We start from the raw sequence: 24,684 nt of genomic DNA on the forward strand, positions 1-24,684 counted from the left end.
CTGCGCGTGGACGCGACGGTGCCCCGGAGCGCAGGACGCTCCGGGGCACCGCTCGGTTCCGTGTCGGTCGGTCCGACGCTCCGTGTCGGTCGGTCCGACGCTCCGTGTCGGTCGGTCCGACGCTCTGTGTTGGTCGGTCCGACGCTCTGTGTCGGTCGGTCCGACGCTCCGTGTCAGTCGGCCCGACGGCGGAGCTGTCGACGACGGATGACGACGAGTGCGATGCCGGCCATCAGGAACACGATCGCGGCGATCGTGACCCCGGTGAGCTGCACGCCGGTGAAGGCCAGGCGCTTCGTGGACGGATCGGCCGCGGACGGGTCGGCGGCAACGGTCTGCCCCGCGCCCGCGCCCGCGCCCGCGGCTCCGGCCGAGGCGCTCGAGGCCGGCGCCGCCCCGCTGCCGGTACCCGCACCGGTGCCGGCTCCGGATCCCGCGCTCGAGCCCGTCCCGCCGCCGGTCCCCGCGTGCGGCTTCGCCGTGGGCTTCGGGGTCGGCTTCGGAGTGACGGCCGTCGACACGATCCGCGAGACCGCACCCGTCGTCGTGTTCAGCAGCACCTCGCGGTGCTGCGGGTGCGTGAAGTCGAACATGCCGCGGAGGGACCCCGCCCGAGCGTCGAACGACTGGTCACCGATCCGGCCCGTCGACCAGTTGTCCTCGATGAACTTCGTGGTCGAGGTCTGCTCGATGGCGGTGTGGTCGACGTGGTTCTGCTTGGCGAACGGCGAGATGACCAGGTACGGCAGCCGCTGCGAGGGGCCGCACCGGTCGAGGTACCCGCCGGCGACACCCACCTTGGTCGCAGCCGAGGTGCAGACCGTGGTGTCGTTCGAGGAGTCCGTCGAGCCGTTCAGGATGGTGGGCGCGACATGGTCGTACCAGCCGTCCGAGTCGTCGTAGTTGATGATGATGGCCGTGTTCGACCACTCCGGCGACTGCTCGATCTCGTTGATCTTCGACGTCAGGAACTTCTGCTCGTCGAGCGGGTCGGAGTAGGCGGCGTGCCCGTCCTGGGCTTCGGGGGCCTTGAGGAACGACACGGCGGGCATCCGGTGCTCGGCGAGGGCCGTGTCGAACGAGGACAGGTCGTACTGGTGGTTCGCCCGGTCGGTGGAGCCGATCATGCGGTCGCTCGTCGGCGCGAGGTGGTGCGGGTTCGACGTCGACGCGTAGTACGCGAACGGGTTGTGGTGTGGCGAGTAGTCGTTGCTGACCGACCCGCCCACGTTCGTCGTGGTGGCGTCGCACTTGGCGAGGGTGCCGGTGCCCGCGTACGCCGTCGTCGGGGCGAAGCCACCCTGGAACCAGCCCCAGGTGACCCCCTTCGCGTTGAGCAGGTCGCCGATGTTCTTGCCCGACATCTTCACCAGGTTCGACGTCGACGTGCGGTCCTTGTCGGAGCAGTCGTCGTAGGCGGGGTCCGGGTCGGCCGTGACGGTGCCCTGGCCCGCGGCGTCCTTCGCGACGACGGAGGTCGAGGTCGGCACCGTGGCGCCGGTGACCGAGTCCACGCCCGTGCCGCCGTGGGTGTTGCCGCTGATCAGGTTGAGCGCTCCGGGGGTGGAGGGGCCGAAGCCGGTGTCCCAGGCGTTGTCGCTCATCGCGTAGTTCTGGGCGTAGTTCCACAGCCCGGTGGTGGTGTTGCCGTCGTAGTAGTCCATCGTCAGGCCCGGCGACCCGTACAGCCCCGTGCAGGTGTCCACCGAGGTGCTCTCGACGAACTTGTCCATGGCGCCACCGGCGACGGCCTTCTGCTCGGGCAGGTAGTTGTGGTTCTGGTCACAGGTGAGCGCCTGGGCCGGCGTCAACCGTGACGGCGCGTAGGCGTTCGGGTTCTTCGTCAGGGTGCCGGAGGACGCGAGCGTGTTCACCGTCGGCGTGCCGCGCCCCGCGGTGAAACGGGTGCCGTCGGTGTTCGCGGCCTTCGGGTAGGTGCCGAAGTAGTGGTCGAACGACACGTTCTCGTCGTACATCACGACGACGTGCTTGACGGGGGTGGTGGTCCGCAGGGAGTTGTCCGCGGCGGACGCCGACTGCGGGATGGCGATGGCCGTCCCCGCGACGGCCGCCAGGGCCATGATGGCGAGCGCGCCCTGTTGGATGCGTCGTTCGGAAGGTCGGAACACGAGGAACCTCTCACTGGTCGGGACGGTGGGGATGGGGAAGCAGTGGGGCCGGCGGGCCCGGTCAGGTGCGTGCGAACAGTCGACGGCCCAGCCAGTCGTCCGCGTGGCGGACCCCGGGCAGGGCGAAGAAGTAGCCGCCACCGACCGGCGACACGTAGTCGACGAGGGGCTCGTCGACCAGGCGCTTCTGCACGGCGACGAACTGCCGTTCCAGGTCGGCCTGGAAACAGGCGAACAACAGGCCCATGTCGAGGTCGCCGTTCGTGTCGGTGCCGTTGTCGAAGTTGTACGGGCGTCGGAGCATCTGCTGCGCACGGGCTTCGGCCGTGCGCGGGTTCGCCAACCGGATGTGCGCGTCCATCTGGATCACGTCACCGGTCGGGTCGTCCTGGTACCGCGGGTCGTCGAACTCGCCGCTGCGGGTGAGCGGGGCACCGGAGTCGCGGTGGCGGCCGATCATGTTCTCCTGCTCGTGCAGCGAGACGCGATCCCAGAACTCGACGAACATCCGGATGGTCCGCACGACGTGGTAGCTGCCCCCGGTGACCCAGTCGGGTTCGCCGTCCTGTCCGCCGCGGGTCCAGACCAGGTCGTCCATCACGCTTCGGTCCGCGGTGGAGGGGTTGCCCGTGCCGTCCTTGAACCCGAGCAGGTTGCGCGGGGTGCCGGAGGGGCGCGGCGGCGAGGCGAAACCGTCCTGCCGCCAGCGCACCTGCATGCCGCCGCGGGTGGCCCGGGCGATGTCGCGGACGGCGTGCAGGACCGTGTCGGTGTTGTGCGCGCACACCTGGAGCAGCAGGTCGCCGTCCGAGATCGACCGATCGAGGTCGTCGTTCGGGAAGTCCTCCATCGTCCGCAACCGCGCCGGGCGCTGCCCCACCAGACCGTACCGGTGGTCGAACAGCGAGGCACCCACGCTCGCCGTCACGGTGAGCCCGTCGGCCGCGACCTCCGGTCCGAGCACACCGGAGTCGGCCGGCGGCGCGGTGATCCCGACGTCGGCGGGCGTGCCGCCGCGGGTGAGGAAACGGGCCCGCTCGGTGATCGTCCGGAGCAGGTCGGCCAGGTCCCCGCGGCTGGCCGCGGTCACGTCGAACGCCAGGAACGCCGACTGTCGCTGCGCCGGTGTGCTGATCCCGGCCTGGTGGGCGCCGTGGAACGCGTACGAGGCCGCGTCGGCACCGCCGGTGGTCGCGGCTGCTGCCTGGAGGCCCGTCCCGCCCCCGGCGGTCAGGCTCGCTGCCGCCGCCGCGGCGGCTCCGGCACCGGCCGCGACCGCGCTGGTCAGGAACGCGCGACGGCCGAGCCCGCGGGTTCCCGGGGTCGACGGTTTCCGGTCGTCCGGACCACCGGCCGGGCACGCGTTGCCGTCGGCGGACAGCCCGAGGCTGGCGTGCGCCTCGGCCATCCGTCGGTACGTCGCCGCGTCCATCCCGCGTGGGTGCTGCCGGCGCCGGGGGTCCTGCTGGATCTGGTGCCCCTGCGGGCTCTGGTGCTGCGGTCGTTCGGTCACGAGGTCCTCCTCGGGTCGCAGATGGCGGCGACGGGCGCGAGTCGCTCGAGTGCGGCGTCGAGGTCGGCGTCGAGGTGCTCGCGGTCGGTGCGGCCGAGGCCGTCGAGGGTGTCCCAGCTGCCGTCGGTCCGTCGGTGCGATCCGACGTCGGCGCGGAGGGCCGCCAGCGCACGATCGGTGGCGGGCAACCCCGGATAGCGGCTCCGCAGGATCGGCCGGAGCGGCTCGAGCGCGTGTTCCGTCCCGCTGATGTTCGCGTCGATCGTGGCCAGAGCCGTGTGGCTGCCGGCGTCGGTGGCCCCGGTCGCCTCGAAGCGCAGCGCGTTCTCGAGGATCTCGTGCGCGCGCAGGCCGACGTCGAGCGGGTCGACCCGCTGGGTGGGGAACGTCCGGCGCAGGTGCGCGACCGCGGCGACCAGGGCGTCGGCCGGCGCGACGGCACGGCTGCTGGGGCCGCCCGACCACAGCAGTGCCTCGACACGGTGGAACCCGGCCAGGTGCGGGTCGTCGAGCGCGGTCCGTCCGGCTGCGGGGACGCCGTCGATCGCGGTGTCGTCGTCGCCGAACGCCCCGTAGGCGGCTCCGAGCTGCTCGTACTCGCGGTGACCGACCAGCCAGTCCCGCTGTGCCGCCCGGACGTCGCCTGCACGGACGTCGGCGTCGAGCGCACGCACGTCGTCGAGCAGCGCCGGCAGGCGGCTCTCGATCCAGGTGCCGTAGGACTTCGCAGCGGGGATCAGGTCGTCGCGGGTGACCGGGACGATCCCCGGGGTCTCGTCGCTGACGTGGGCGGCACCGCGCAGGTGGACGACCGGTCCGGTGCTCGGGTTCGCGTCGGCGGGCAGGCAACGGAAGCGGTACTGGCCGCGCGGGAGTCGGACGCCGTAGTCGTGCGTCGCGCCCGCCCCCAGCCCCTCCGCGTCGAGGTAGACCGCGCCGCTCGTGGGGTCGACCAGCTGCACCTCGATCCCGGCGACGGACGTGTTGTGGATCCGGAACGTGTGCGGGCCGGCGAGGGCGCGGTCCGGACTCGCCGGCCACCCCGCACCGCAGGCGTCGGTGCCGGCCTGCACCCAGGCCGCCGCCGTGTGCGGCGCCGACGAGGGGACCAGGTGCGGCGCGACGATCGCGGTCCCCACGAGCGCTCCGAGCGCGCCGACGACCACTGCCGTCGTGGCACGAACCGACATCGGCACCGATGACCCCATTCTGTAGCGATTCACAGAAAACCCTGATCAGAGCCACTTTGGCCCTGCCCAGGGCAACCCTAGGGTCGCCCGCGCGGCAGTTTTCCCGTCGTTCACCGCGGAACGGTTCTGTTCACCCGATCGTCACCAGGGCGACCCGCCTCCGTGGGATTGCGTCTTGCAATAAGGAATGTAAAATGTTGCATGGACTATCCGTCGATCGTCCGCGAGCCCCCGTCCGAGCGCATGCGCGGACGAAGACCTGAAGGAGACCGATGACATCGCCACAGGGCGCTGGAGCCTGGAAACGGTGGTCGGCGTTGTTGGCCGTCGCTGCGACCATCACGGCCGGACTGTCGCTGACCGCCGCCGGCGCGCATGCCGAGGTGCAACTGCCGCGAGCCGGAGCTGTCCCACCGGCTGCGGACGGCGCGAAGTCCGCGAGCGGCTCTGCTCCGAAGGTGATCTTCAGCGAGGACTTCGAGCAGGGAGTCGGCTCCTCCACGATGCTCCTCACCCAGTACGTGGGGCTGAACGGTGTCAAGTACCGCGCCGACCCCGAGTGGGTCAGCGCGGCGCAGTGCAACGGCATCGTCACGAACTTCGTCGCGCCGACCGCGCCGACCTGTCACAGCGACCAGGGGAGTGTGGGCGAACTCGCCTACGTGCTCGGCCAGATCAACGGTGGGGACCCACGCACGAACCACGCCGTCAGCGCTTGGACCTGGGACCGGTCCACCACGCCGGGCAGTGTGCAAGTCGGGTCAGTGCGCGACGTCCCGATCGGCGGCACCGACCGGTTCATCTCCTTCGGAGTCGATGCCGCCGCGTCGGCGTGCAGCGGTTTCGCCCACCCGTCGCTCGTGTTCTCCCTCGTCGACGGCGGGCGAGAGCGTCCCGTCACCGATTCCGCGATCGACCCGTGCACCACTGCGGGGACCAAGGCGTACTCGGTCGGTGGGCACCAGGTCCGCGGGGGACACTTCGTCGCTGATGCAGCGTTGCTGGTCTCGAACGACGCGGTCGGCTGGACGATGCGGAACCGGCAGGGGAACTTCTCGGGGAACGACGGAGCGATCGACGGTGTCACGATGTACGACGCCACACCGCGTCTCGCGAACGCATTCGACGGGACCACTCCGTTCGTCGGCGAGTCCGCACGGTTGACGTTCACCGTGCAGAACACGTCCGAGAACGGTGCGAAGTCGGGCTGGTCCTTCTCGGACACCTTGCCGGACCACCTCGTGCTGTCGGCCGACCCGCGTGCCGAGACCACCTGCGCACAAGCCGATGTCGCGGCGGATGGGGGCTCGTCGACGGTCACTGTCTCGGGTGGGCTCGCCGCTGGGGCAGCTTCCTGCACGGTCACGGTCGACGTGACATCGACAACGGCGGGTACCTACTCGATCGGTGCCGACACGGTGAACGACCACACCGGGATCGACCTGCCCGAGACCGCGAGCATCACGTTCCTGCCCGAGCAGAACGAGCTCGTCGTCGAGGACCGTCCCGTCCTCAGCGGAAGCAGCGATGCGGTGGCCGATCTCGGTGAAGGAATCGCGTTCGCACAGCGCGTCACCAATGCAGGGGCGCTCCCCGTGACCGGGCTCGAGGTCGAGGGCACCAACGGTGTCGTCGTCTGCGAGGCTGACGACCTCGCCCCTGGCGCGTCGACGGACTGTGCCACGCCGTCCCGTCGTGTCGTCCAGGCGGACATCGACCGGGGGCACATCGATGACGAGGTCGGTGCTACCGCACGATCGCCCCTCGGTGCAGAGGTCGAAGCCACGGACTCCGCTTCGCAGCCGACCACGGCGTCCGCTCCGGCGATCGGGACCTCAGTCTCTGCGACCCTCGAAGCGACTGACATGCCGGTTCCGGGCCTCCCGGTCGAGCTGCGGTTGTCCGCAACGAACATCGGGAACGTCACGCTGCACGACGTGGCGGTCACGATGCCGGGTCTGGTGGGCGCAGGGGTCAGCTGCCCGCAGGACGAGCTCGCACCGACGGACAGGGTCGAGTGCACGGTGCCGGACCATGCCCTCACGCAGGCCGACATCGATCGCGGAAGCATCGTGTTCTCCGACCGTGCGGTCGGGATCGCTCCGGACGGTCGCACGGTGAACGCTGAGGACGACGACACGGTCACGCTTCGCCAGGTGCCGAGTGTGTCCACCTCGATCACGGCGAACCTCGCGTCGTCGGAGCACGACGTTCCCGCTGCGGGAGACTCGGTGGAGGTCGCTGTCACGGTGACGAACACCGGCAACACGACGCTCAAGGAGATCGGCGCTGCGATCCAGGATCGGCCCGAGCTCGCCGTCACCTGCTCCGCGGAACCGCTCGTGCCCGGCGGATCGACCTCGTGCACGGTGCCCGACCATGCCCTCACGCAAGACGACATCGACCGCGGAAGCATCGTGTTCTCCGACCGTGCGGTCGGGATCGCTCCGGACGGTCGCACCGTGAACGCTGAGGACGACGACACGGTCACGCTTCGCCAGGTGCCGAGTGTGTCCACCTCGATCACGGCGAACCTCGCGTCGTCGGAGCACGACGTTCCCGCTGCGGGAGACTCGGTGGAGGTCGCTGTCACGGTGACGAACACCGGCAACACGACGCTCAAGGAGATCGGCGCTGCGATCCAGGATCGGCCCGAGCTCGCCGTCACCTGCTCCGCGGAACCGCTCGTGCCCGGCGGATCGACCTCGTGCACGGTGCCCGACCATGCCCTCACGCAAGACGACATCGAGCTCGGGGCCGTCGAGTTCATCGAGACCGCGAGCGGCAAGGACCCGAACGGTGAGTCCGTGACGGCGGACGACTCCGTCACGGTCGGCCTCGATGCACGCTCGGCCTTGTTCCTCGAAGGAGCCTGGACGCCGAGTGACGGCAAACCGGTGCGATCCGGCGACGAGATCGCGTCGACCTACGAGGTGACGAACACGAGCAACCTGGTCGCCCGTTCGATCTCGGTCCAGAGCGTGGAGGCCGGTGTGATCACCTGCCGAGCCGAGGAGCTCGCCCCCGGTGAGCAGACCGCGTGCACTGCGAGCACCCCGCGTCAGGTGACCGACGGCGACGTCACCGTCGGTCACGTCCTGTTCGAAGCGGTCGCGATTGGTTCGGTGGCGCGCGAAGACGGGGCCGTGGGTCCTCGAGGTGCCGTGGAGGTGCGGTCCAACGAGGTCGAGGCCCGGTTCGTCGTCGCACCGTTGCCGGCCGACCTGGCGTACACGGGGGCGGACATCGCACGGACGGTCGCGATCGCCCTGGGCGTCTTCGGCTCGGGGGCCGTGATGCTCTTGGCGGTCTGGCTGCGCCGTCGCCGTCGAGAGGTCTGAGTGGTCCGAGAGATCGCGGTGTGAGAAGTCACCCGGGCCGTACGACGTGCGGTTCCGGGTGACTTCGTTCGCCCTGCGCTAGAGCTCGACCTCGAAGGGCTCGGTGCGCACGAGCTCGTGCACGCCGGAGATGACCTCGCTCGGGCGGAACGGGTACCGGTCGATCTCCGCCTGGTCGCTGATGCCCGTCATCACGAGCACGGTGTGCAGCCCCGCCTCGATGCCGGCCTGCACGTCGGTGTCCATGCGGTCGCCGATCATGCCGGTGTTCTCGGAGTGCGCCCCGATCCGGTTCATCGCGGAGCGGAACATCATCGGGTTCGGCTTGCCCACCACGTAGGGCTGCTTGCCGGTGGCCTTCTCGATCATCGCGGCGATGGCGCCGGTCGCCGGCAGGACCCCCTCGGCGCTCGGGCCGGTGGCGTCGGGGTTCGTCACGATGAAGCGGGCGCCGGCGCGGATGAGCCGGACGGCCTTGGTGATCGCCTCGAACGAGTAGTTGCGGGTCTCGCCGACGACGACGTAGTCGGGAGCGGTCTCGGTCATGATGAACCCGGCTTCGTGCAGAGCGGTCGTCATGCCGGCCTCGCCGATGACGAACGCCGAGCCGCCGGGCATCTGTGACTTGCAGAAGTCCGCGGTTGCCAGCGCACTCGTCCAGATCCGCTCCTCGGGCACGTGCAGGCCCGAGCCGCGGAGCCGGGCGCTGAGGTCGCGCGGCGTGAAGATCGAGTTGTTCGTCAGCACGAGGAACTCGGTGCCGTCGTCGAGCCACTGCTGGATGAGCTCCGGGGCGCCGGGGAGCGCCTGGTTCTCGTGGACGAGCACGCCGTCCATGTCGGTCAGCCAGCACTCGACATCGTCTCGGGTCGCCATGGGCCTCACCTTACTGCGCGGGGGTTCGCGCCCACCGTCCCGGGCTCGACAATCACCATCAGCGATATTCAGAACATGAATAATCGATGTGGCATGCAATGTGTGCGTACGCTGCCTGTTGGGGCGGTTCTCGTCCCGACGATCTGCGGGACATCAGCCTCGCGAGAACAAGGAGACCCATGCGATCTCGAAGTAGAGCGCGCATCGCCGTGTCGACCCTGGCCACCGCTGGCGTCGTCCTCGGTCTTGCCCTGCCGACCGCCCCGGTGGTGGCGAGCGAGCCGGAAGCACCCGGCGGCACCGCATCCGCCGCGCCGCAGAGCACGGTGGCCGTCGCGATCGACGTCACGAAGGACGGCAACGGCCCCTTCACCCCGACGGACGGCGCTGGTGGCGACGCGAGTGAGAAGAACGGCATCGTCCGCACGATGGACGCGGTCACGTACCGCGTCTCCCTCAACTCGAACGACGGCACCAGCACGAACGAACGCTTCACCGTGACCGCCCCCGCCGGCACGTCGTGGGCAGGGGTCCCGACCATCTGCGTCGGCCCGGGTTCGGCGATCTCGGGGGCCGTGCTGACCTGCAACATCGGCACGCTGGGAGAAGGCCGGACGGTCTTCGTGTCGATCGTCCTGGGCGTCTCGGGTGACTTGCAGAACGGCGACACGATCGCCGTCCCGGTGACCGCCACCGCGGACGAAGCCGAGAACGGGACCGCCACCGCGGTCGCCGACGCCGTCACCGTGTCCGCAGCCGCGCGCTACAACCTAAGCAAGAACGTCCACGCGTCATCGCTCCGGACCGACGTCACCGGTCCGGACGGAACGACGAAGGGGCTGCAGCTGATCTACCCGATCGCCGTGGACTGGCAGCCGCTCGTGCCCGGACAGGGGCTCCTCGGGTTCGAGAAGAGCGCCGGCCCGATGACGTTCGCGGACGACCTCTCCCGGATCCTCGGCGCCGTGCCCTCCGATGCGGTCCTGTGGAACGGCGGCAACCCAGTCTGCGGCCCGAACGAGCCGGGTGACTGGCGGATGGGCGGCCTGCCCGGCGGCAGCGGCGGCGGCGAGCAAGCGGTCACGGACTCCGGTGCGTTCTCCTGCGAGCAGTCGGCCCCCGGCCGGGCGGTCGACGTCACGATCACCGGGACGGTCACGGACCCCGAGCACGTCCCCTCGAGGAGCCTCACGAACGGGCCGATCGCCGGCGGCGCCAAGCCCTACTTCGTGAGCGGCTACATCAGCCTCTGGATGCGCAACCCTCCGACCGGGACCTCGGTCGAGTCGGTCAACACCTTCACGCCGCTGCAGACCACGTCCGTCAGCGGAGCGCCGAACTTCCCCGGCGGCACGGAACCGACGGGTGACAACTCCGCCGAGCGCAACGTCCTCGAGTACGCAGACGGCTCCGCGCAGAAGCGGCTCCTCCGGGTCATCGGCGACGGGCAGGCCGTCGAGCGGGGCTCTGCTCGCGACGGCGACCCGTGGGCCACCCCGGGCACGCTGCTCCGGAGCGACGTCAGCGCCTCCAACAGGGGGCTGGCGTCGTTCGAGAACGCGATCCTCTGCGACACCTTCGACCGCGACACGCAGCACGTCACCCGCGTCGGCGGCGGCGGGGTCGCGGCGTTCACCAGCGGCATGACCAGCGCGAAGGTGCAGTACGCCGCGTACGACATGACCGCTCCCTCCGCGGGCCAGAAGGCGACCTGCGACGACGAGGACGGCCCCTGGTACGACCAGCCGGAAGACGTCCCCGGCGGCATCGACGCCGTCGGAGCGGTCCGCGCGACCGGTGACGTCCCCGGTGGCAGTGACGGCACGCTCTACAGCTACGTCACCACCGAGGACGCCGCGGACGGCACGCGGGCCTACGACTTCGGTCACGCGTGGTTCGGTGACCGCTCGGAGCGCTGGGCGCACGACGTCTGGTCCGACGCGGACCTCGGTGCCGGTCCCCTGTCCGACAGCGTCATCCTCACCGAGAACCTCGCCCGGATCCAGAAGAAGATCGTCGACCCGGGCCACGACGCGGCCGACACCCCCGACGAGACCACCTTCACCGTCGCCGGCGACACCGTCGACTACGCCCTGTACCCGTCGCTCACGAACGGCAACACCACGGGGAAGGAGACCTCCGTGACGGTGCGGGACGTGCTGCCGAACCACGTGACCTACGTCGCCGGCAGCGCCTCCGAGGTGCCGGAGATCGACACCACGAAGGACGATGACGGCAACGACGTCCAGCGTCTCACCTGGACGACCGCGGTCCGGCCGAACGAGGCGATCGACCCGATCACGTACACCGCCGCGGTCTCGAAGCTCGCCCCGGCGGGGGCGATCACCAACGTGACGGACATCGCTTCGCCGACGGACAAGTCGCCGCAGGCCCTCCGCAACGCCCAGCGCGCCGTCCAGGTCGTCGCCACCGGCGGGGTCGGCGTCGAGAAGACCGCCGTCGAGCCGGTCGTCGTGTCGGGGGACCACCTGGAGTGGGACCTCGGGTACACGAACATCGACGCCACCCCGATCGACGGGCTGGACGTCATCGACGTCCTTCCGTACCGGGGGGACACCCGCAACTCCACCTTCCACGGCACGGTCGGGCTCGCCGAGCCCATCGCGGTCGCCGCCGCAGCCGGTGAGCGCGTCCGCTACACGAGCCGCGACCCGCGCGACGTCGTGCTCGACGCCGCTGACCCGTCGAACCAGGCTGGTGGCACCACCACCTGGTGCTCGGCGTCGGCGTTCGGCACCGAGGGGTGCCCCGCCGGGCTCGCGGACGTCACGGCTGCGCGCATCCTGCGGACCGCCCCCGTGGGAGTGGGCGAGACCGTCACACACCGGGTCGTGGTCGCGACGGCGGGCCAGCGCGACGGTGACGCGTACACGAACCGGTTCGGCCTCCGCGCCTCGAACCTCGCGCTCCCGGTCCAGTCCAACCCGGCGACGGTCACCGTCGTGGCCGGTTCGATCGGCGACTTCGTGTGGTCCGACGAGGACGGCGACGGTCTGCAGGACGACGACGAAGCCGGCATCGCGGACGTCTCGGTCCGCCTCACCGGCTCGGACGACCGCGGCGACGCCGTGCGCCGGACCACCACCACGAACGGCGACGGCGAGTACACCTTCGACGACCTGCGCCCCGGCTCGTACAGCGTGCACTGGACGGCACCGGACGGTCGGGAGTTCACGAAGGAGCTCGTCGGCGACGACCGCGCGATCGACTCCGACGCCGACGCCTCCGGCGTGACCGCCCCCGTCGAACTCGCCGCGATCCGTTCCGACGAGGGCCAGCTCGAGCACATCGAACAGGACCGCACCGTCGACGCGGGGCTCCTGCCCGCAGCGGAGACACCGACCGGACCGCCGGTGACGCCAGGTGGCCCGGGAGTGCCCGGCACGCCCGGACATCCCGGGAATGCCGGGAATGCCGGGTCTTCGGGAACACCCGGCGGCCGTGACGACGCGGAGGCGGCGGGTACCGGCGACGGATCCCGCGGCCCGGCACGCGGCGGACTGGCGTTCACCGGAGCCGACGGACTCGGACTGGCGGCGGTGACAGCGGTGCTGCTCCTAGCCCTGGGTGGCCTCCTCGCGGCGCGCAGACGTCGCACCCGCGGATCGAGCCAGCGCTGAGCAGTGGGGCCGCGGCGAGGCAGTCGCCGCGGCCCCACTGACGGTCCGCTCAGAAAGGGCCGGGAGGCCCGGAGCGGCTCTTGCGCGCTGCTGCCAGACCCGAGATGGTCGAGACACCGAACCGCGGTCGGCTTTTGCCCTACGCTTTTCGGGACACGTACCGAATCAAGGAGGCCCCCTCGTGCTCGTCGAACCCGGAACCCCGTCCACCGCGCCCCGACCCACTCCGGTGTCGGAGACGGAGCTCGAGGTGACGCCGCGACGACGCCGGGGCCGCCCCAACGTGCTGTCCCGCGAGCAGGTGATCGACGCCGCCACGACCATCGCGAACGAGGACGGCCTCGACCGCCTGTCCTTCCGGGCACTGGGCGTGCGGCTCGGCGTCGCCCCGATGACCGTGCACCGGACCATCGGCGGCCTCGACGACCTGCACGCCGAACTCGTCCGCCGCACCGTCGACGAGTTCACCGCGACCTTCGTCTGGCCGGACGAGTGGCACGCCGTCGTCCGCACCTTCGCCACGACGTTCCGCGACCTGATGTGCACCCACCCGCTCGTGCTCGAGTCGCACAGCCAGCGCGCCCCGCTCGCCTCGACCGAGTCCGACGCCGTCGTGGCGAAGGTCGTCGGTGCCCTGCAGGACGCCGGACTGCCGCCGGCCGAGGCGATGTACGCCTTCTTCGTCGTCTACGACTTCGTGGTCGGGCACGCCGGGGTGCAGGTCGGGCGCGGGGACTCCGAGGCCGGACGCCCCGAGCGGCACCGGCTGGTGGGCGAGATCCTCGGCGAGCACTCCTACGACGACCGGTTCGCGCTCGGCCTCGACATCCTGATCGCCGGCATCGAGTCGCGCATCGACCACCCGGCGCGCACCGCCTGACCTCGGCCGTACGCTGGTCGGGTGACCACAGCGCCCGAACCGTCGCACGAGCTGACGACCAACGGGGTGGGGCCGCACCCGGAACCCTGGCCCGACGACCCGCGGCTCGACCCGGAGCTGCTGGCCGCGGGGGACTCCCGGAACGTGCTCGACCGCTACCGGTACTGGTCGATGGACGCGATCGTCGCCGAGCTCGACACCCGCCGGCACGCGTTCGACGTGGCGATCGAGAACTGGCAGCACGACCTGAACATCGGGTCGATCGTGCGGAGCGCCAACGCCTTCCTGGCCGGCACCGTGCACATCATCGGACGACGCCGGTGGAACAAGCGCGGGGCGATGGTCACCGACCGGTACCAGCACGTCCGGTACCACCCCGACGTCGAGGCGTTCCTCGCCGCGATGTCCGAGGAACAGCGTCCCGTCGTCGCCATCGACAACACCCCCGGTGCCGAGCGCATCGAGACCGCGACGATCCCGGAGCGCTGCGTGTTCCTGTTCGGGCAGGAGGGCCCCGGGCTGACCGAGCAGGCGGTCGCCGGTGCCGACGCACACCTGGAGATCACGCAGTTCGGGTCGACGCGGAGCATCAACGCGTCGGCCGCCGCGGCGATCGTCATGCACAGCTGGGTCGTCCAGCACGCGGAGTTGCCCGGCGCGGCTTTGTGAGCAGAAAAGGTCGGGCACGGGCCCTGAACCCGACCATTTCTGCTCACGAAGCGGGCGGGGCGGAGGCAGGTCGGGCCTCCAGGCCGGAGTCCGGGCTGCCCCGTCAGCGCGCGGCGGTGGTGCGGCGCGCGACCAGACGGGGTTCGACGAGGAGTTCCGTGGCAGCGATCCGTGGATCGGCGATCCGGGCCAGCAGGCGCTCGCCGGCGCCGCGGCCGATCTCGACGCTGCGGTCGTCGATGCTCGTCAGGCCGACGTAGCGCATCGCGGCCACCGGGGTGTCGTCGTACCCGATGACGGAGACGTCCTCGGGCACGCGCAACCCGCGTTCGGCGAGTTCGGACAGGGCGCCGAGGGCCATCACGTCGTTCGCGGCGAAGACCGCGGTGACGTCCGGGTGCTCGTCGAGGAGCATGCCGAGGGCGCGGGAACCGGCCTCTTCGGTGGGTTCGCCCGGCAGCACCGTCGTGACGACGGACGCGCGTGCCGCCGCGGCCTGCGCGAACCCGGCCTGGCGTTCGGCCGAGGCCGCCGAGCTCGCGCCGACGAACCCGAGGCGGGTGTGGCCGAGGTCGAGCAGGTGCTGCGCCGCGATGCCGCCACCGGCGTGGTCGTCGTTCGCCACGGTGTCGGCACGGGGGATCGCGACCCGGCCGCCGGCGATCACGAGCGGCATCGAGGCCGGGATCGCGAGGTCCGTGGTGGGCTCGCCAGCGATCACGATGCCCTCGACGCGCATCGAGAGGAAGCCCTCCACCGGAGAGGCATCGAGCCCCGTGTTGAGGAACCGGTCGGCGACCACGAGCCGGTGTCCCTGGTCCTGCAGGCTCTCGCGCAGGCCGGTGAGCAGGTCCACGAACCACTGGTTGCGGAAGTCGTCGAGGACCACGCCGATCGTGCGGCTGCGCGTGCCGGCGAGGGAGACGGCCGCGGTGGACGGGCGGTAGTCGAGTTCCTGGATGGCCTTGAGCACGGCGGCCCGGCGCTGGTCGCTGACCCGGGGGGAGCGCTGCAGCACGAGGGAGACGAGGGACTTCGAGACCCCGGCGCGTGCGGCGACGTCGTAGATGGTCGCGGGTTTGCCGTCTCCCATGATGCGCTTCGACCTCCGTTGGCTCGTGCGTCGATCGTAGCGGTTGACGTGACATGGGCCGGGCGGGGTCGTGGTGGGGTCGCGGTTCGCTTCGTGAGCAGAAATGGTCGGGTGCGGGGCGGCGACCCGACCATTTCTGCTCACGATCTGCGCGTGGCTGGTCCTCCACACGGGAGGCCCGGGGTGCGCTGTGCACAGAAGTCGCGTTCGGCGCGCAGGCGGTGGGCGCGGGGCGCGAACGTGGTGGTCATGCGAGCACGACCACTTCCGACACCGCTGCGCGGGCGCACGTTCGACGTCGGTGCCGCCGACCGCCTGGGCGTCTCCCGGCAACGACTCCGACGGCGTGACCTGATCCTGCCGACCCGGTCCATCCGATGGGCACGTGACCGTCCGCCCGACCCGGTCCACCGGATCCGGGCGTTCCGGCCGGTCCTGGTTCCCGGGCAGTTCATCAGTCACGTCTCGGCGGCGGTCCTCTGGCAGCTGCCGGTCCCGTTCGCCGACGACGGACCGGTGCACGTCACGAGTCCCGTGCCGATCGCACAACCGCGCCGCCGCGGGGTCGTCGGGCACCGCATCACACCGGACCGTGCCCGGGTGACGGAGCGGTGGGGGATGCCGACGAGCACGCCCGCGGCGCTGTGGGTGGACTGCGGTGCCGTGCTCTCGGTCGACCAGCTCGTCGTACTCGGGGACGCCATCGTCACGGAACGACGGTGCGGGACGACGATCGACGACCTCGCTGCCGCCGTCGCCCTGGCGGGCGCGCGATCGGGTGTCCGACGACTGCGCGTGGCGCTCGGGCTCGTGCGGGTGGGTGCCGGGTCGCCGCAGGAGACCAGAGCACGGCTGGCGATCGTCCGCGCGGGGCTGCCCGAGCCCGACCTGCAGGTCGACGTGCTCGACGAAGACGGTCGGTTCGTCGGCCGTGTCGACCTGGCCTACCCGGAGCAGCGCATCGTCATCGAGTACGAGGGTGACCACCACCGGACCGATGCCGAGCAGTGGGGCCGTGACCTCCGCCGCTACCGCGAGATGGAACGAGTCGGCTGGGCGGTCGTCCGGTGGACGAAGTCCGACCTCGACACCCCGGCGTTCGGCGCGGTCGCACACCTGAGGTCGCTGCTCGCGCGCCGGGGGTAGCGTCCGCGGCATGGCGACGCTGCTCATCACCGGAGCCGCGGGTCGGATCGGGAGCGCCCTGCGTCCTCGACTGCGGTCCGCGGGACACGACCTCGTGCTGCTCGACGAACAGCGGCCCCACGATCCGATCGTCGCCGGGGAACGGTTCGTGCCCGGTTCGGTGAACGACCCGGCAGCGCTGGACGATGCGCTCGCCGGGGTCGACACCGTGGTGCACCTGGCGGGCATCCCGACCGAGGCTGCCTGGGACGACCTGATCGCGGCGAACCTGACCGGCACGAAGAACGTGCTCGAACGGGCGGCCGCCGCCGGGGTGCTCCGGGTCGTGCAGGCCAGCTCGATCCACGCGGTGGGGCTGGTGCCCGAACCCCTCGACCAGCCGGGGAGCGTGCCCGGCGACCGGCTGCCCCGTCCGGACACGTACTACGGCGTGACGAAGGCGGCGATGGAACTGCTCGGCAGCCTGTTCGCCGATCGGTACGAGATGTCGATCGTGTCCGCGCGGATCGGTGCGTTCGGGGCGCTGCCGCCGACGACCCGGGGGCTGCTCACGTGGACCTCGCCCGACGACCTGACGCGCCTGGTGCTCGCGACCGTAGCGCTCCGCGATCCCGGGCACCACGTGGTCTGGGCCCTGTCGCGGAACACCGGGTCGCCGGCTGACCTGTCCGCCGGGGAGCGCATCGGGTTCCACCCCCTCGACGACGCGTCCGCAGTGCTCGACGCGGACGCCCGTGCGGCCCTGCCGACGGACGACCTGCGCACCCTCGGCGGTGGGATGGTGCACCAGCCGCTCGGCGAACGCACTTCGTGAGCAGAAGAGGTCGGGTGACCTGATGTCACCCGACCTCTTCTGCTCACGAAGCGTGCCGCGCGGCGCCCGCGCCCGCTACCCGATCAGGCTCGGGCGCAGGTCGCGCAGCGTGCGGGAACGGGTCTGCCGCGCCGTGACCACGAAGGACACCAGGAGCGCCCCGAGCAGCCAGCAGAGCAGCACGCCCGCGTCGGACCACGCGGCGCCGAGGTTCCCGCCGTACATCGTCTGCCGGATCGCGTCGACCGAGTACGTCATCGGCAACGCGAAGTGCAGCGCCGCCAACGGCCCCGGCAGCGTCTGCCACGGGAACGTCCCGCCGGCGGTGACGAGCTGCACGAGCATGAGCACCAGGCCGAGGAACTGCCCGACCGATCCGAGCAGCACGTTGAGCGCCATGATGATCGCCGCGAAGGTCGCCGAGGCCAGCACCATGATGCCGATCGTGCCGCCGACGTGCACCACGTTCAGGTCGAGGGCGAAGCGCACGATGAAGAACAGCGCCACCATCTGCACCAGGCCGAGGAGCGCCGGGGTCAGCCAGCCGCCGAACACCACCGCGAGGGGCTTCCGCACCGCCGTGATCGCACGCTTGGAGATCGGCTTGAGGATGAGGAACAGCGCGTACATGCCGATCCAGGCCGCGAGCGAGATGAAGAACGGCGCGAGACCGGCACCGTAGTTCGACGCGGCGGCGACGTTGTCGTCCCCGACCTTGACCGGGTCGGAGATGACCGAGGCCTGCGACTCACGCTCCGAGGCGTTCGACGCCGGGATCTTCGTGCGGCCCTCGTCGAGCGACGACGCGAGCTTCGACGACCCGGTCGTGAGCTTGTCGAGCCCCGACGCGAGTGATGACGCGCCCTGGTCGGCGGTCTTCGCACCGGTCGCGAGCTGCGAAGCACCGGATGACAGCGTCGGAGCGGCCGAGGCCAGCTTCGACGTGCCGTCCGCCACCTGGGCGGCCCCCGATGCGAGCGTGGATGCCCCGTTCGCCGCCGAGGAGATGCCGGACGCGAGCGTCGGCGCCGCGGAGGCGAGCGACGACGTGCCGGCCGCGACCTGTGCGGAGCCGTCACGGAGCTTGTCCACCGAGGACTTCGTCGTTTCGTAGGTGCTCTTCGCGGAGGCGCCGGCGGTGTTGACCCGGGTGACGGCGTCGGTGACGGTCGACTGCAGGGCAGCCTGCTGTTCCTCGGTGAGCTCGACACCCTCGGGCAGGTTGTCGGTGATGCCCGAGATCACGGTCTCGGCGTCGAGGGGTCGGAGCGACTCGACGTCGGCGCTGTACGAGTCGACCGTGTCGGCGAGCTGCTTGTTGCCGGCCGCGACCTGCTGCGCCCCACTGTTCAACTGCTGCGTCTGCGACGGCAGCGCCGCCGTCTGCTGCTGCGCGCTGGCCAGCCCGGACGCCAGGGTCGACGCCCCCGACGCCACCTGCTGCGCCCCGCTGTTCAGCTGCTGGGTCTGCGACGGCAGGTCGGCCGTGCCGGACGCGAGCTGCGCCGCACCGGACGACAGCTTGCCGGTGCCGTCGGCGAGCTGGTGCGCGCCCGAGTCCGCCTTGGCGGTTCCGGACGCGAGTTCATCGGCCCCGTCGACGGCGTCGCCGAGGCTGTCCCGCACGTCGGCGAGCCCGACGAGCAGGGTCTTCGCCGCCTGCTTGCCGACGCGCTCGGCGACGGCGGTGCGCATGGTCTTGCCCGCCTGCTCGGCGATGGTCGAGGCCAGGTACGAGTTCGTGTCGGCCGTCGTCATGACGAGCTTCGCCTGCGTCGGGTCGTCGGACTGCGCGGACACCAGGTGCTCGGAGAAGTCGTGCGGGATGGTGACGACGAAGTCGTAGGTGCCGTTCCGGACGCCGGAGCGGGCATCGGCGGCGCTCGTCTTCGTCCACTTGAAGTCGGCGCCGTCGATGGCCTCCTTCGTGACGTCCTTGCCGTAGTCGACGTGCTCGCCGTCCAGCGTGGCGCCGGCGTCGAGGTTCACGATCGCGGCGGGGATCTGGTCGAGCTTCGCGTAGGGGTCGCGGTTCGCCCACAGGTAGGCGCCGCCGTACAGCAGCGGCACGATCATCAGCGCGATGAACGCCAGGCGTGCGAGCGGGGTCGCGGTGAGCCGCGCGAGTTCTGCGCGGACGAGCGAGGTGGTGGTCACTTCTGTGCCTCCGTCGGGACGGTTGCGGATGCTTCGGTGACGGAAGGAGCGGCCGGGAGGCCCGGCTCGGTTCCGTCGGTTCGGGCCACGTCCTCGGGGTCCTCGGTCTGGGGCGTCACGTGCGTCGCGACGTCGTCTTGCGTCGCGACGTCGTCGTGCGTGTCGATCGTGCCGAGCAGGTGCTCGACGGTCGTGGCGGCGGCCTTCGAGGTCACGAGGACCACGGTCACGCCCCGTCGTGCGACGTCGCGGACCACCTGGAACCAGTCCTCGACGGCGCCGCCGTGTCGCTCGGGCGAGGTGATCACGATGCCGGTCACACCGTCGCGGAGCAGGGCGAGTTCGACGAGCAGCCGGATGCGCACGGCGGTCGGCACCCGCTGCACGGCGGTGTCGACGTAGTCCCGCAGTCCGAGCTCGTCGAGCACGGTGTCGACGTGCTCGCGGTTCGGGCGCTGCCCCGCGAACGCGAGCTCTTCGCGCACGATCTGCTTGAGGGTCATGACGGGGAAGGGCTCGGCGACCCCGGGGGTGTCGACCAGGGCGAACGCGCGCCGGACGGCTGCCGGGTCCTCGTGGCCGTCGAGCAGCAGGCGGCCGGAGTCGGGCTGCATGCGGCCACCGGCGACGAGTGACGCGAGCACGGGTGCCTGCTCGGTCTCGACGGCGAGGACCCCCGGGCGTCCGGGGGCGGCGACGGCGGAGACGACGGGCAGGGGCGCGCCGGGCTCCTCGCCGATGCCGACGTGGTCGAGTTCGAGCGTCATGCGTGGTCCTTCGGGGCAGGGGCGGGAGCGGGAGCGGGAGCAGCGGGTTCGGAGAGCAGCGCGGTGCGCCAGTCGATGCCGGCCATGCCCAGCGCCGACACCACCACCATGCGCCGTCCGTCCTCGTCGCTCGTGCCGGAACGGGTGGCCTCGTCGAGGACGGCGATGCACGCGCCCTCGACCAGACGGCCGAGGGTCTCGGGGTCGACGTCGTCCCGCATGGCGCCGTCGGCGATCCCGAGCGCGCACGCCTGGCGCACCTGCGAGCGCAACGGGGCGAACACCTCGGCGACGGGTTCGGCGAAGGGGCTGCGCACGGCGACCCGGGCCATCGAGCGGACGTGCGACACCTCGCTCCAGAGCGTCACGGCGATTGCAGCGAGGCGTGCGGCCGGCGGGAGCTCCTGCAGGTCCGAGGTGGTGGGCATGGCGGCGGCGATCCGGGCGGCGCCGGCGGTCACGACATCGCGCACCAGGTCGTCGCGCGAGGGGAAGTGTCCGTACACCGCACGACGCGAGAGGCCGGCGGAGGCGGCGATCGTCTCGATCGAGGCATCCGGGTCCTGCTGCAGGCAGGTCTTCGCCGCGTCGAGGAGGGCTGCCCGGTTCTCCGTGGCGTCGCGGCGGGGCGCGCGCGAGGGCTGCTCGGTGGTGGTCACGCACCCCATCGTAATAACGTGCACACAGGTGTGCAACTTAACAGGTTCCGTCCCCCGGACGAGGGGAGTCCCCCAAAGAGCGGACTGTCCAGCCTGAGAACGAACGCATAGCTTCACAGGAATCTCATGCGAACCACGGACTGAGCCTGGAGTGCCCTCTTTGAACCGTGCAACACCGATTCCCGACCCGAACCCAACACCCCATCGCTTCACCCGCGTCCTGACCGCCGGCATCGCCGTCGCGGCACTCGCGTGTGGCGGTCTCGCAGTCGGGGGCGCGGCCTCCGCAGCTCCGGCCGGGATCTCGGTGGCCGACCTCAAGCTCTCCGCCCCGCTCCGTGACGCCAAGCCGACGAAGACCGTCGCCGCGTTCGTGCGCACGACCGGCCAGGGCGCCCTCGAAGTGGACGCCAAGGCGAAGGGCGGGGACCTGACGAAGTCGCGGACCCAGTCCTCCGCAGCCAAGAACCGCGTCGAGGCGATCCAGTCCACCGTCGCCGCGGTGCGGTCGGCCGTCAAGCGCGCGGACGCCCAGGCGGCCGAGCTCTACTCGACCGAGTACACCGTCCCGGGAGTCGCGGTCGTCGCCGACGTCGACGCGTTCCGGCAGATCGCGGAGCGCTCCGACGTCGAGAGCATCATCCCGCTCACGCCGAAGAAGATCGTCGAGCCGACGGTCAACGAGAACGCCGACGCCGCTCCCTCGGGCGTCGACCCGAGCCTGGTGCGCCCCGGTGCCGACGGCGTCACGCCGAAGAACGCCGCGAGCGACGTCTACACGCGCTCGCTCGACGCCTGGCAGCAGACCGGCCACACCGGCAAGGACGTCAACGTCGCCGTCCTCGACACCGGTCTCGACTACACGCAGGCCGACTTCGGCGGCCCCGGCACCACCGAGGCGTACCAGCAGGCCCTGGCGAACGCGAGCGGCGGCGCCCCGGACCCCAGCCTGTACGACGCGTCGAAGTTCCTCGGCGGGTACGACTTCGCCGGTGCGACCTACAACGCCGACCCGACGGACCCGAACACCTACGACCCGGTGCCGGCTCCCGACGACAACCCGATCGACGGCAAGGGCGGCGACCACGGCACGCACGTGTCCGGCTCGATCGCCGGCTACGGCCTGACCGCCGACAAGCAGCGGTTCGACGGCGACTACACCAAGCTCACGACGCAGCAGGTGCAGGACATGTGGATCGGCCCGGGCACCGCGCCCGAGGCCGGCCTGTACGCCCTGAAGGTCTTCGGCGACAACGGCGGCTCGACCGACGTCACCGGTGCCGCGCTCGACTGGGTGGGCCAGGCGCTCACCCAGGGCAAGGACATCAACGTCCTGAACCTGTCGCTCGGCTCCGACTACGGCGCACCGGACGACCCCGACAACGCCAAGATCGACGCACTGACCGCTCGCGGCGTGCTCCCCGTGATCGCCTCGGGCAACGCCGACGACTTCACCGACATCGGTGGTTCGCCGGGCAACGCCGAGGGTGCGCTCACCGTCGCCGCGAGCGCCACCGGCCAGTCGCTCTACGACGGCGTCCAGGTCACCGCGCCGGCCGACGTCGCGAAGACCTACCGCTCGCAGTACTCGTCCAACTTCAAGGGCACCCTGCCCGTCGAGGGCGACGTCGTCGTCCCGACCACGAACATCGACGGCTGCGCAGCGTTCAGCCCCGCTGACGCCGCGGAGATCGCGGGCAAGGTCGTCTGGCTGAAGTGGACGGACGCCGCGCTCGAGTGCGGTTCCGCCGTGCGCTTCAACAACGTCGAGGCTGCCGGCGGCGTCGGCGTCCTGCTGGCGGGCACGCTCGACACGTTCGAATCCGGCATCGGTGGCAACGCGACCATCCCGGGGGCCGAGCTGACCGCGAAGAGCGTGGCGAGCCTCCAGGCCACCGCGAAGGCGGGGACCCTGCACGTGCGCTTCGCGGACGAGCTCAAGGGCTTCGAGGTCGCCATCGAGGCGGATGCCGTGAACACGCTCGCGTCGTTCACCAGCCGTGGCGTGCACGGGTCGTTCGCCGACATCGTCAAGCCGGACATCGCCGGCCCCGGGGTCAACGTGATCTCGGCGGCCAACGGCACCGGTGACGGCCGCATGTCGATGAGCGGCACCTCGATGGCCACGCCGGACGTCGCGGGCATCGCGGCGCTGACGTTCCAGTCGCACCCGACCTGGTCCGCCCCGCAGGTGAAGGCGGCGCTGATGAACACGGCGACGCACGACGTCAAGGACGGCGACGGCACCGCGACCCTGCTCCGCCAGGGCACCGGCCGCGTCGACGCGCTGCAGGCCGTCACGGCGGACACCACGGTCCGCAGCGTCGAGAACGGCCAGCTCGTCACCGCCTCGTTCGGTGTCGTCGAGGTCGCCGAGAAGACCACCGAGACCCGGTCCCTGCTCGTCGAGAACACCAGCTCGACCGCGCACACCTACGACGTGGCCTACCAGCCTCGGGTGTCCCAGCCGGGTGTGGCGTTCTCGCTCAGCACCAAGCGCGTCACGGTCCAGCCGGGCCGGGGTGCCGTCGTGGACCTGACGTTCACGATCGCCGACCCGACGGCCCTCCGCCGGGTCATCGACCCCACCCAGGAGTCGGTCCAGAAGGGGTACCAGCGCGAGTTCGTCGCGGCGGCCACCGGGCTCGTCACCTTCACCCCGACCGACACCACGACCGATCCGCTGCGGGTCGGCACGTACGTCGCGCCGAAGCCCGTGAGCGCCGTCCGCGGCGCGGGCATCACGTACACCGGCTCCCAGAAGACCGCCGACCTGCCGCTTCGTGGCCGGGTGGTCGACCAGGGGACGGCGACGACGGGGTACCACGCGGCGGTCGCGCCGTTCGTGCTCGGCGGGACGGACCCCCAGGAGACGTTCGCGGAGGGTTCGGCGTCGCAGTCGCTCCGGGCAGCGGACGTCCGGGCCTACGGGGCGAGCTTCGACAAGGCCTCCGGCACGCTGGCGTTCGGCATCCAGACCGCGGGACCCGACGCCAACCCCGGCGCCGTGACCAACGTCGAGGTGCTGATCGACACGGACCGCGACGGTGAGCCGGACTACCTGGTCTACGACGCGAAGTCGGCGACCATCGACGCCACCCTCGCCACGACGGTGGACCTCGCGACCGGCAAGACCGTGGACGCGCAGCCCCTCAACGGCGGTGCGCCCGGCCAGGACGTCAACACCTTCGACAGCACGGTGAAGGTGCTGACGGTGGATGCCGCGCTGATCGGTGCGACGTCGACGTTCACGTACTCGGTCCTGACCGAGTCGGCCTACGCTCCGGCTGCGGCCACGAGCGGTTCGTCGATCGTGGACGAGACCACCGCGGTGGCCTTCAACCCGGCGAAGCCGCCCCTGGCCTTCGCACAGGGCTCGTCGACGGGTGTCGTCTTCGCCGACCGGGGCTCGCTCCAGGTCACCCGGTCGCCCGGTGTCGCGAGTGCCCGGGTCCTGCTGCTCCACCTCGGCAACGCGGTCGGCAGCCAGGCACAGAGTGTCGCCGCGACCTGGGTGGCTCCGACCCTGCAGCTCCAGAAGGGCAGCGGGGTGTCGATCGCCGGCACGCCGAAGGTCGGGTCGAAGCTCAAGGCGGGCCACGGCAAGTGGGACGGCACGGGCGTCACCTACTCGTACCGGTGGCTGCGCGACGGCAAGGCCGTGACGAACGCCACGGGTTCGTCGTACACGCTCGGCTCCGCGGACGCGGGGCACCGGATCTCGGTGACGGTCGTCGCGAAGGCGACGGGCTACCAGGACGGCACGGCGACGTCGACGCCGACCGCGAAGGTGGCGCGCTGATCCGCCG

General features: G+C 71.2%; 15 protein-coding genes. 7 read left to right on the forward strand and 8 right to left on the reverse strand.

Annotated elements, in window-relative coordinates:
• Positions 1-173 precede the first annotated feature (173 nt).
• From DEJ00_RS06530 to DEJ00_RS06540, 3 genes are all read right to left on the reverse strand, one after another.
• Positions 174-2,129 carry an alkaline phosphatase family protein gene (locus tag DEJ00_RS06530; RefSeq protein ID WP_258373568.1) on the reverse strand — a complete coding sequence of 652 codons (1,956 nt, stop codon included), beginning with the start codon at positions 2,127-2,129 and terminating at the stop codon, positions 174-176.
• A 61-nt stretch (positions 2,130-2,190) separates the two neighbouring features.
• Positions 2,191-3,642, reverse strand: coding sequence for an iron uptake transporter deferrochelatase/peroxidase subunit (gene efeB, locus DEJ00_RS06535; protein ID WP_258373569.1), 1,452 nt, complete (start codon positions 3,640-3,642; stop codon positions 2,191-2,193).
• Positions 3,639-4,832 carry an EfeM/EfeO family lipoprotein gene (locus tag DEJ00_RS06540; protein ID WP_111056781.1) on the reverse strand — a complete coding sequence of 398 codons (1,194 nt, stop codon included), beginning with the start codon at positions 4,830-4,832 and terminating at the stop codon, positions 3,639-3,641. The genes efeB and DEJ00_RS06540 overlap by 4 nt, the downstream gene beginning before the upstream one ends.
• Positions 4,833-5,104: 272 nt before the next feature.
• Between DEJ00_RS06540 and DEJ00_RS06545 the strand changes: the two genes are divergently transcribed.
• On the forward strand, positions 5,105-8,173 hold the full coding sequence (locus tag DEJ00_RS06545; RefSeq protein WP_111056782.1) for a hypothetical protein: 3,069 nt from the start codon (positions 5,105-5,107) through the stop codon (positions 8,171-8,173).
• A gap of 78 nt (positions 8,174-8,251) precedes the next feature.
• Here DEJ00_RS06545 and DEJ00_RS06550 read toward each other — a convergent pair whose 3' ends face one another.
• Positions 8,252-9,049 carry an HAD-IIA family hydrolase gene (locus DEJ00_RS06550; protein ID WP_027464991.1) on the reverse strand — a complete coding sequence of 266 codons (798 nt, stop codon included), beginning with the start codon at positions 9,047-9,049 and terminating at the stop codon, positions 8,252-8,254.
• A 179-nt stretch (positions 9,050-9,228) separates the two neighbouring features.
• On the opposite strand from DEJ00_RS06550, the gene DEJ00_RS06555 reads away from it, so the two are divergent.
• From DEJ00_RS06555 to DEJ00_RS06565, 3 genes are all read left to right on the forward strand, one after another.
• Positions 9,229-12,690: an SdrD B-like domain-containing protein gene (locus tag DEJ00_RS06555; RefSeq protein WP_146247886.1), complete on the forward strand. Its 3,462-nt coding sequence runs from the start codon at positions 9,229-9,231 to the stop codon at positions 12,688-12,690.
• A 181-nt stretch (positions 12,691-12,871) separates the two neighbouring features.
• Positions 12,872-13,570 carry a TetR/AcrR family transcriptional regulator C-terminal domain-containing protein gene (locus tag DEJ00_RS06560; RefSeq protein ID WP_111056784.1) on the forward strand — a complete coding sequence of 233 codons (699 nt, stop codon included), beginning with the start codon at positions 12,872-12,874 and terminating at the stop codon, positions 13,568-13,570.
• A gap of 21 nt (positions 13,571-13,591) precedes the next feature.
• Entirely contained in the window at positions 13,592-14,239 is a 648-nt protein-coding gene (locus DEJ00_RS06565; protein WP_111056785.1) for a TrmH family RNA methyltransferase, read from the forward strand.
• 103 nt (positions 14,240-14,342) lie between these two features.
• Here DEJ00_RS06565 and DEJ00_RS06570 read toward each other — a convergent pair whose 3' ends face one another.
• Positions 14,343-15,332, reverse strand: a complete 990-nt coding sequence (locus tag DEJ00_RS06570) for a LacI family DNA-binding transcriptional regulator (RefSeq protein ID WP_027464994.1) — start codon at positions 15,330-15,332, stop codon at positions 14,343-14,345.
• A 249-nt stretch (positions 15,333-15,581) separates the two neighbouring features.
• On the opposite strand from DEJ00_RS06570, the gene DEJ00_RS06575 reads away from it, so the two are divergent.
• The gene (locus DEJ00_RS06575; RefSeq protein ID WP_111056786.1) at positions 15,582-16,478 is read left to right on the forward strand and encodes an endonuclease domain-containing protein; all 897 of its coding nucleotides are present in this window, start codon (positions 15,582-15,584) and stop codon (positions 16,476-16,478) included.
• A gap of 10 nt (positions 16,479-16,488) precedes the next feature.
• Complete coding sequence (locus tag DEJ00_RS06580; RefSeq protein ID WP_111056787.1) at positions 16,489-17,292, forward strand: NAD(P)-dependent oxidoreductase; 804 nt, start codon at positions 16,489-16,491, stop codon at positions 17,290-17,292.
• A 75-nt stretch (positions 17,293-17,367) separates the two neighbouring features.
• On the opposite strand, the gene DEJ00_RS06585 is transcribed toward DEJ00_RS06580, so the two are convergent.
• Genes DEJ00_RS06585 through DEJ00_RS06595 form a run of 3 tightly spaced genes read right to left on the reverse strand, consistent with a single transcriptional unit; the run spans position 17,368 to position 20,875 of the window.
• On the reverse strand, positions 17,368-19,449 hold the full coding sequence (locus DEJ00_RS06585; RefSeq protein WP_111056788.1) for a YhgE/Pip domain-containing protein: 2,082 nt from the start codon (positions 19,447-19,449) through the stop codon (positions 17,368-17,370).
• On the reverse strand, positions 19,446-20,216 hold the full coding sequence (locus DEJ00_RS06590; protein ID WP_111056789.1) for a hypothetical protein: 771 nt from the start codon (positions 20,214-20,216) through the stop codon (positions 19,446-19,448). Before DEJ00_RS06590 ends, DEJ00_RS06585 begins: the two co-directional genes overlap by 4 nt.
• The gene (locus DEJ00_RS06595) at positions 20,213-20,875 is read right to left on the reverse strand and encodes a TetR/AcrR family transcriptional regulator (protein WP_111056790.1); all 663 of its coding nucleotides are present in this window, start codon (positions 20,873-20,875) and stop codon (positions 20,213-20,215) included. The genes DEJ00_RS06590 and DEJ00_RS06595 overlap by 4 nt, the downstream gene beginning before the upstream one ends.
• A gap of 307 nt (positions 20,876-21,182) precedes the next feature.
• On the opposite strand from DEJ00_RS06595, the gene DEJ00_RS06600 reads away from it, so the two are divergent.
• On the forward strand, positions 21,183-24,677 hold the full coding sequence (locus tag DEJ00_RS06600; RefSeq protein WP_146247887.1) for a S8 family serine peptidase: 3,495 nt from the start codon (positions 21,183-21,185) through the stop codon (positions 24,675-24,677).
• Positions 24,678-24,684: the final 7 nt, after the last annotated feature.

The organism is Curtobacterium sp. MCLR17_039 (assembly GCF_003234745.1).
In the GTDB taxonomy this organism is placed as follows: domain Bacteria; phylum Actinomycetota; class Actinomycetes; order Actinomycetales; family Microbacteriaceae; genus Curtobacterium; species Curtobacterium flaccumfaciens.

What these genes read in the sequence shown, in the direction of transcription:
- DEJ00_RS06590 (WP_111056789.1), bottom strand. Translation starts at nt 20,216, where the DNA reads ATGACGCTCGAACTCGACCACGTCGGCATCGGCGAGGAGCCCGGCGCG.
- DEJ00_RS06575 (WP_111056786.1), top strand. Translation starts at nt 15,582, where the DNA reads ATGCGAGCACGACCACTTCCGACACCGCTGCGCGGGCGCACGTTCGAC.
- DEJ00_RS06540 (WP_111056781.1), bottom strand. Translation starts at nt 4,832, where the DNA reads ATGTCGGTTCGTGCCACGACGGCAGTGGTCGTCGGCGCGCTCGGAGCG.
- DEJ00_RS06555 (WP_146247886.1), top strand. Translation starts at nt 9,229, where the DNA reads ATGCGATCTCGAAGTAGAGCGCGCATCGCCGTGTCGACCCTGGCCACC.
- DEJ00_RS06550 (WP_027464991.1), bottom strand. Translation starts at nt 9,049, where the DNA reads ATGGCGACCCGAGACGATGTCGAGTGCTGGCTGACCGACATGGACGGC.
- DEJ00_RS06545 (WP_111056782.1), top strand. Translation starts at nt 5,105, where the DNA reads ATGACATCGCCACAGGGCGCTGGAGCCTGGAAACGGTGGTCGGCGTTG.
- DEJ00_RS06570 (WP_027464994.1), bottom strand. Translation starts at nt 15,332, where the DNA reads ATGGGAGACGGCAAACCCGCGACCATCTACGACGTCGCCGCACGCGCC.
- DEJ00_RS06580 (WP_111056787.1), top strand. Translation starts at nt 16,489, where the DNA reads ATGGCGACGCTGCTCATCACCGGAGCCGCGGGTCGGATCGGGAGCGCC.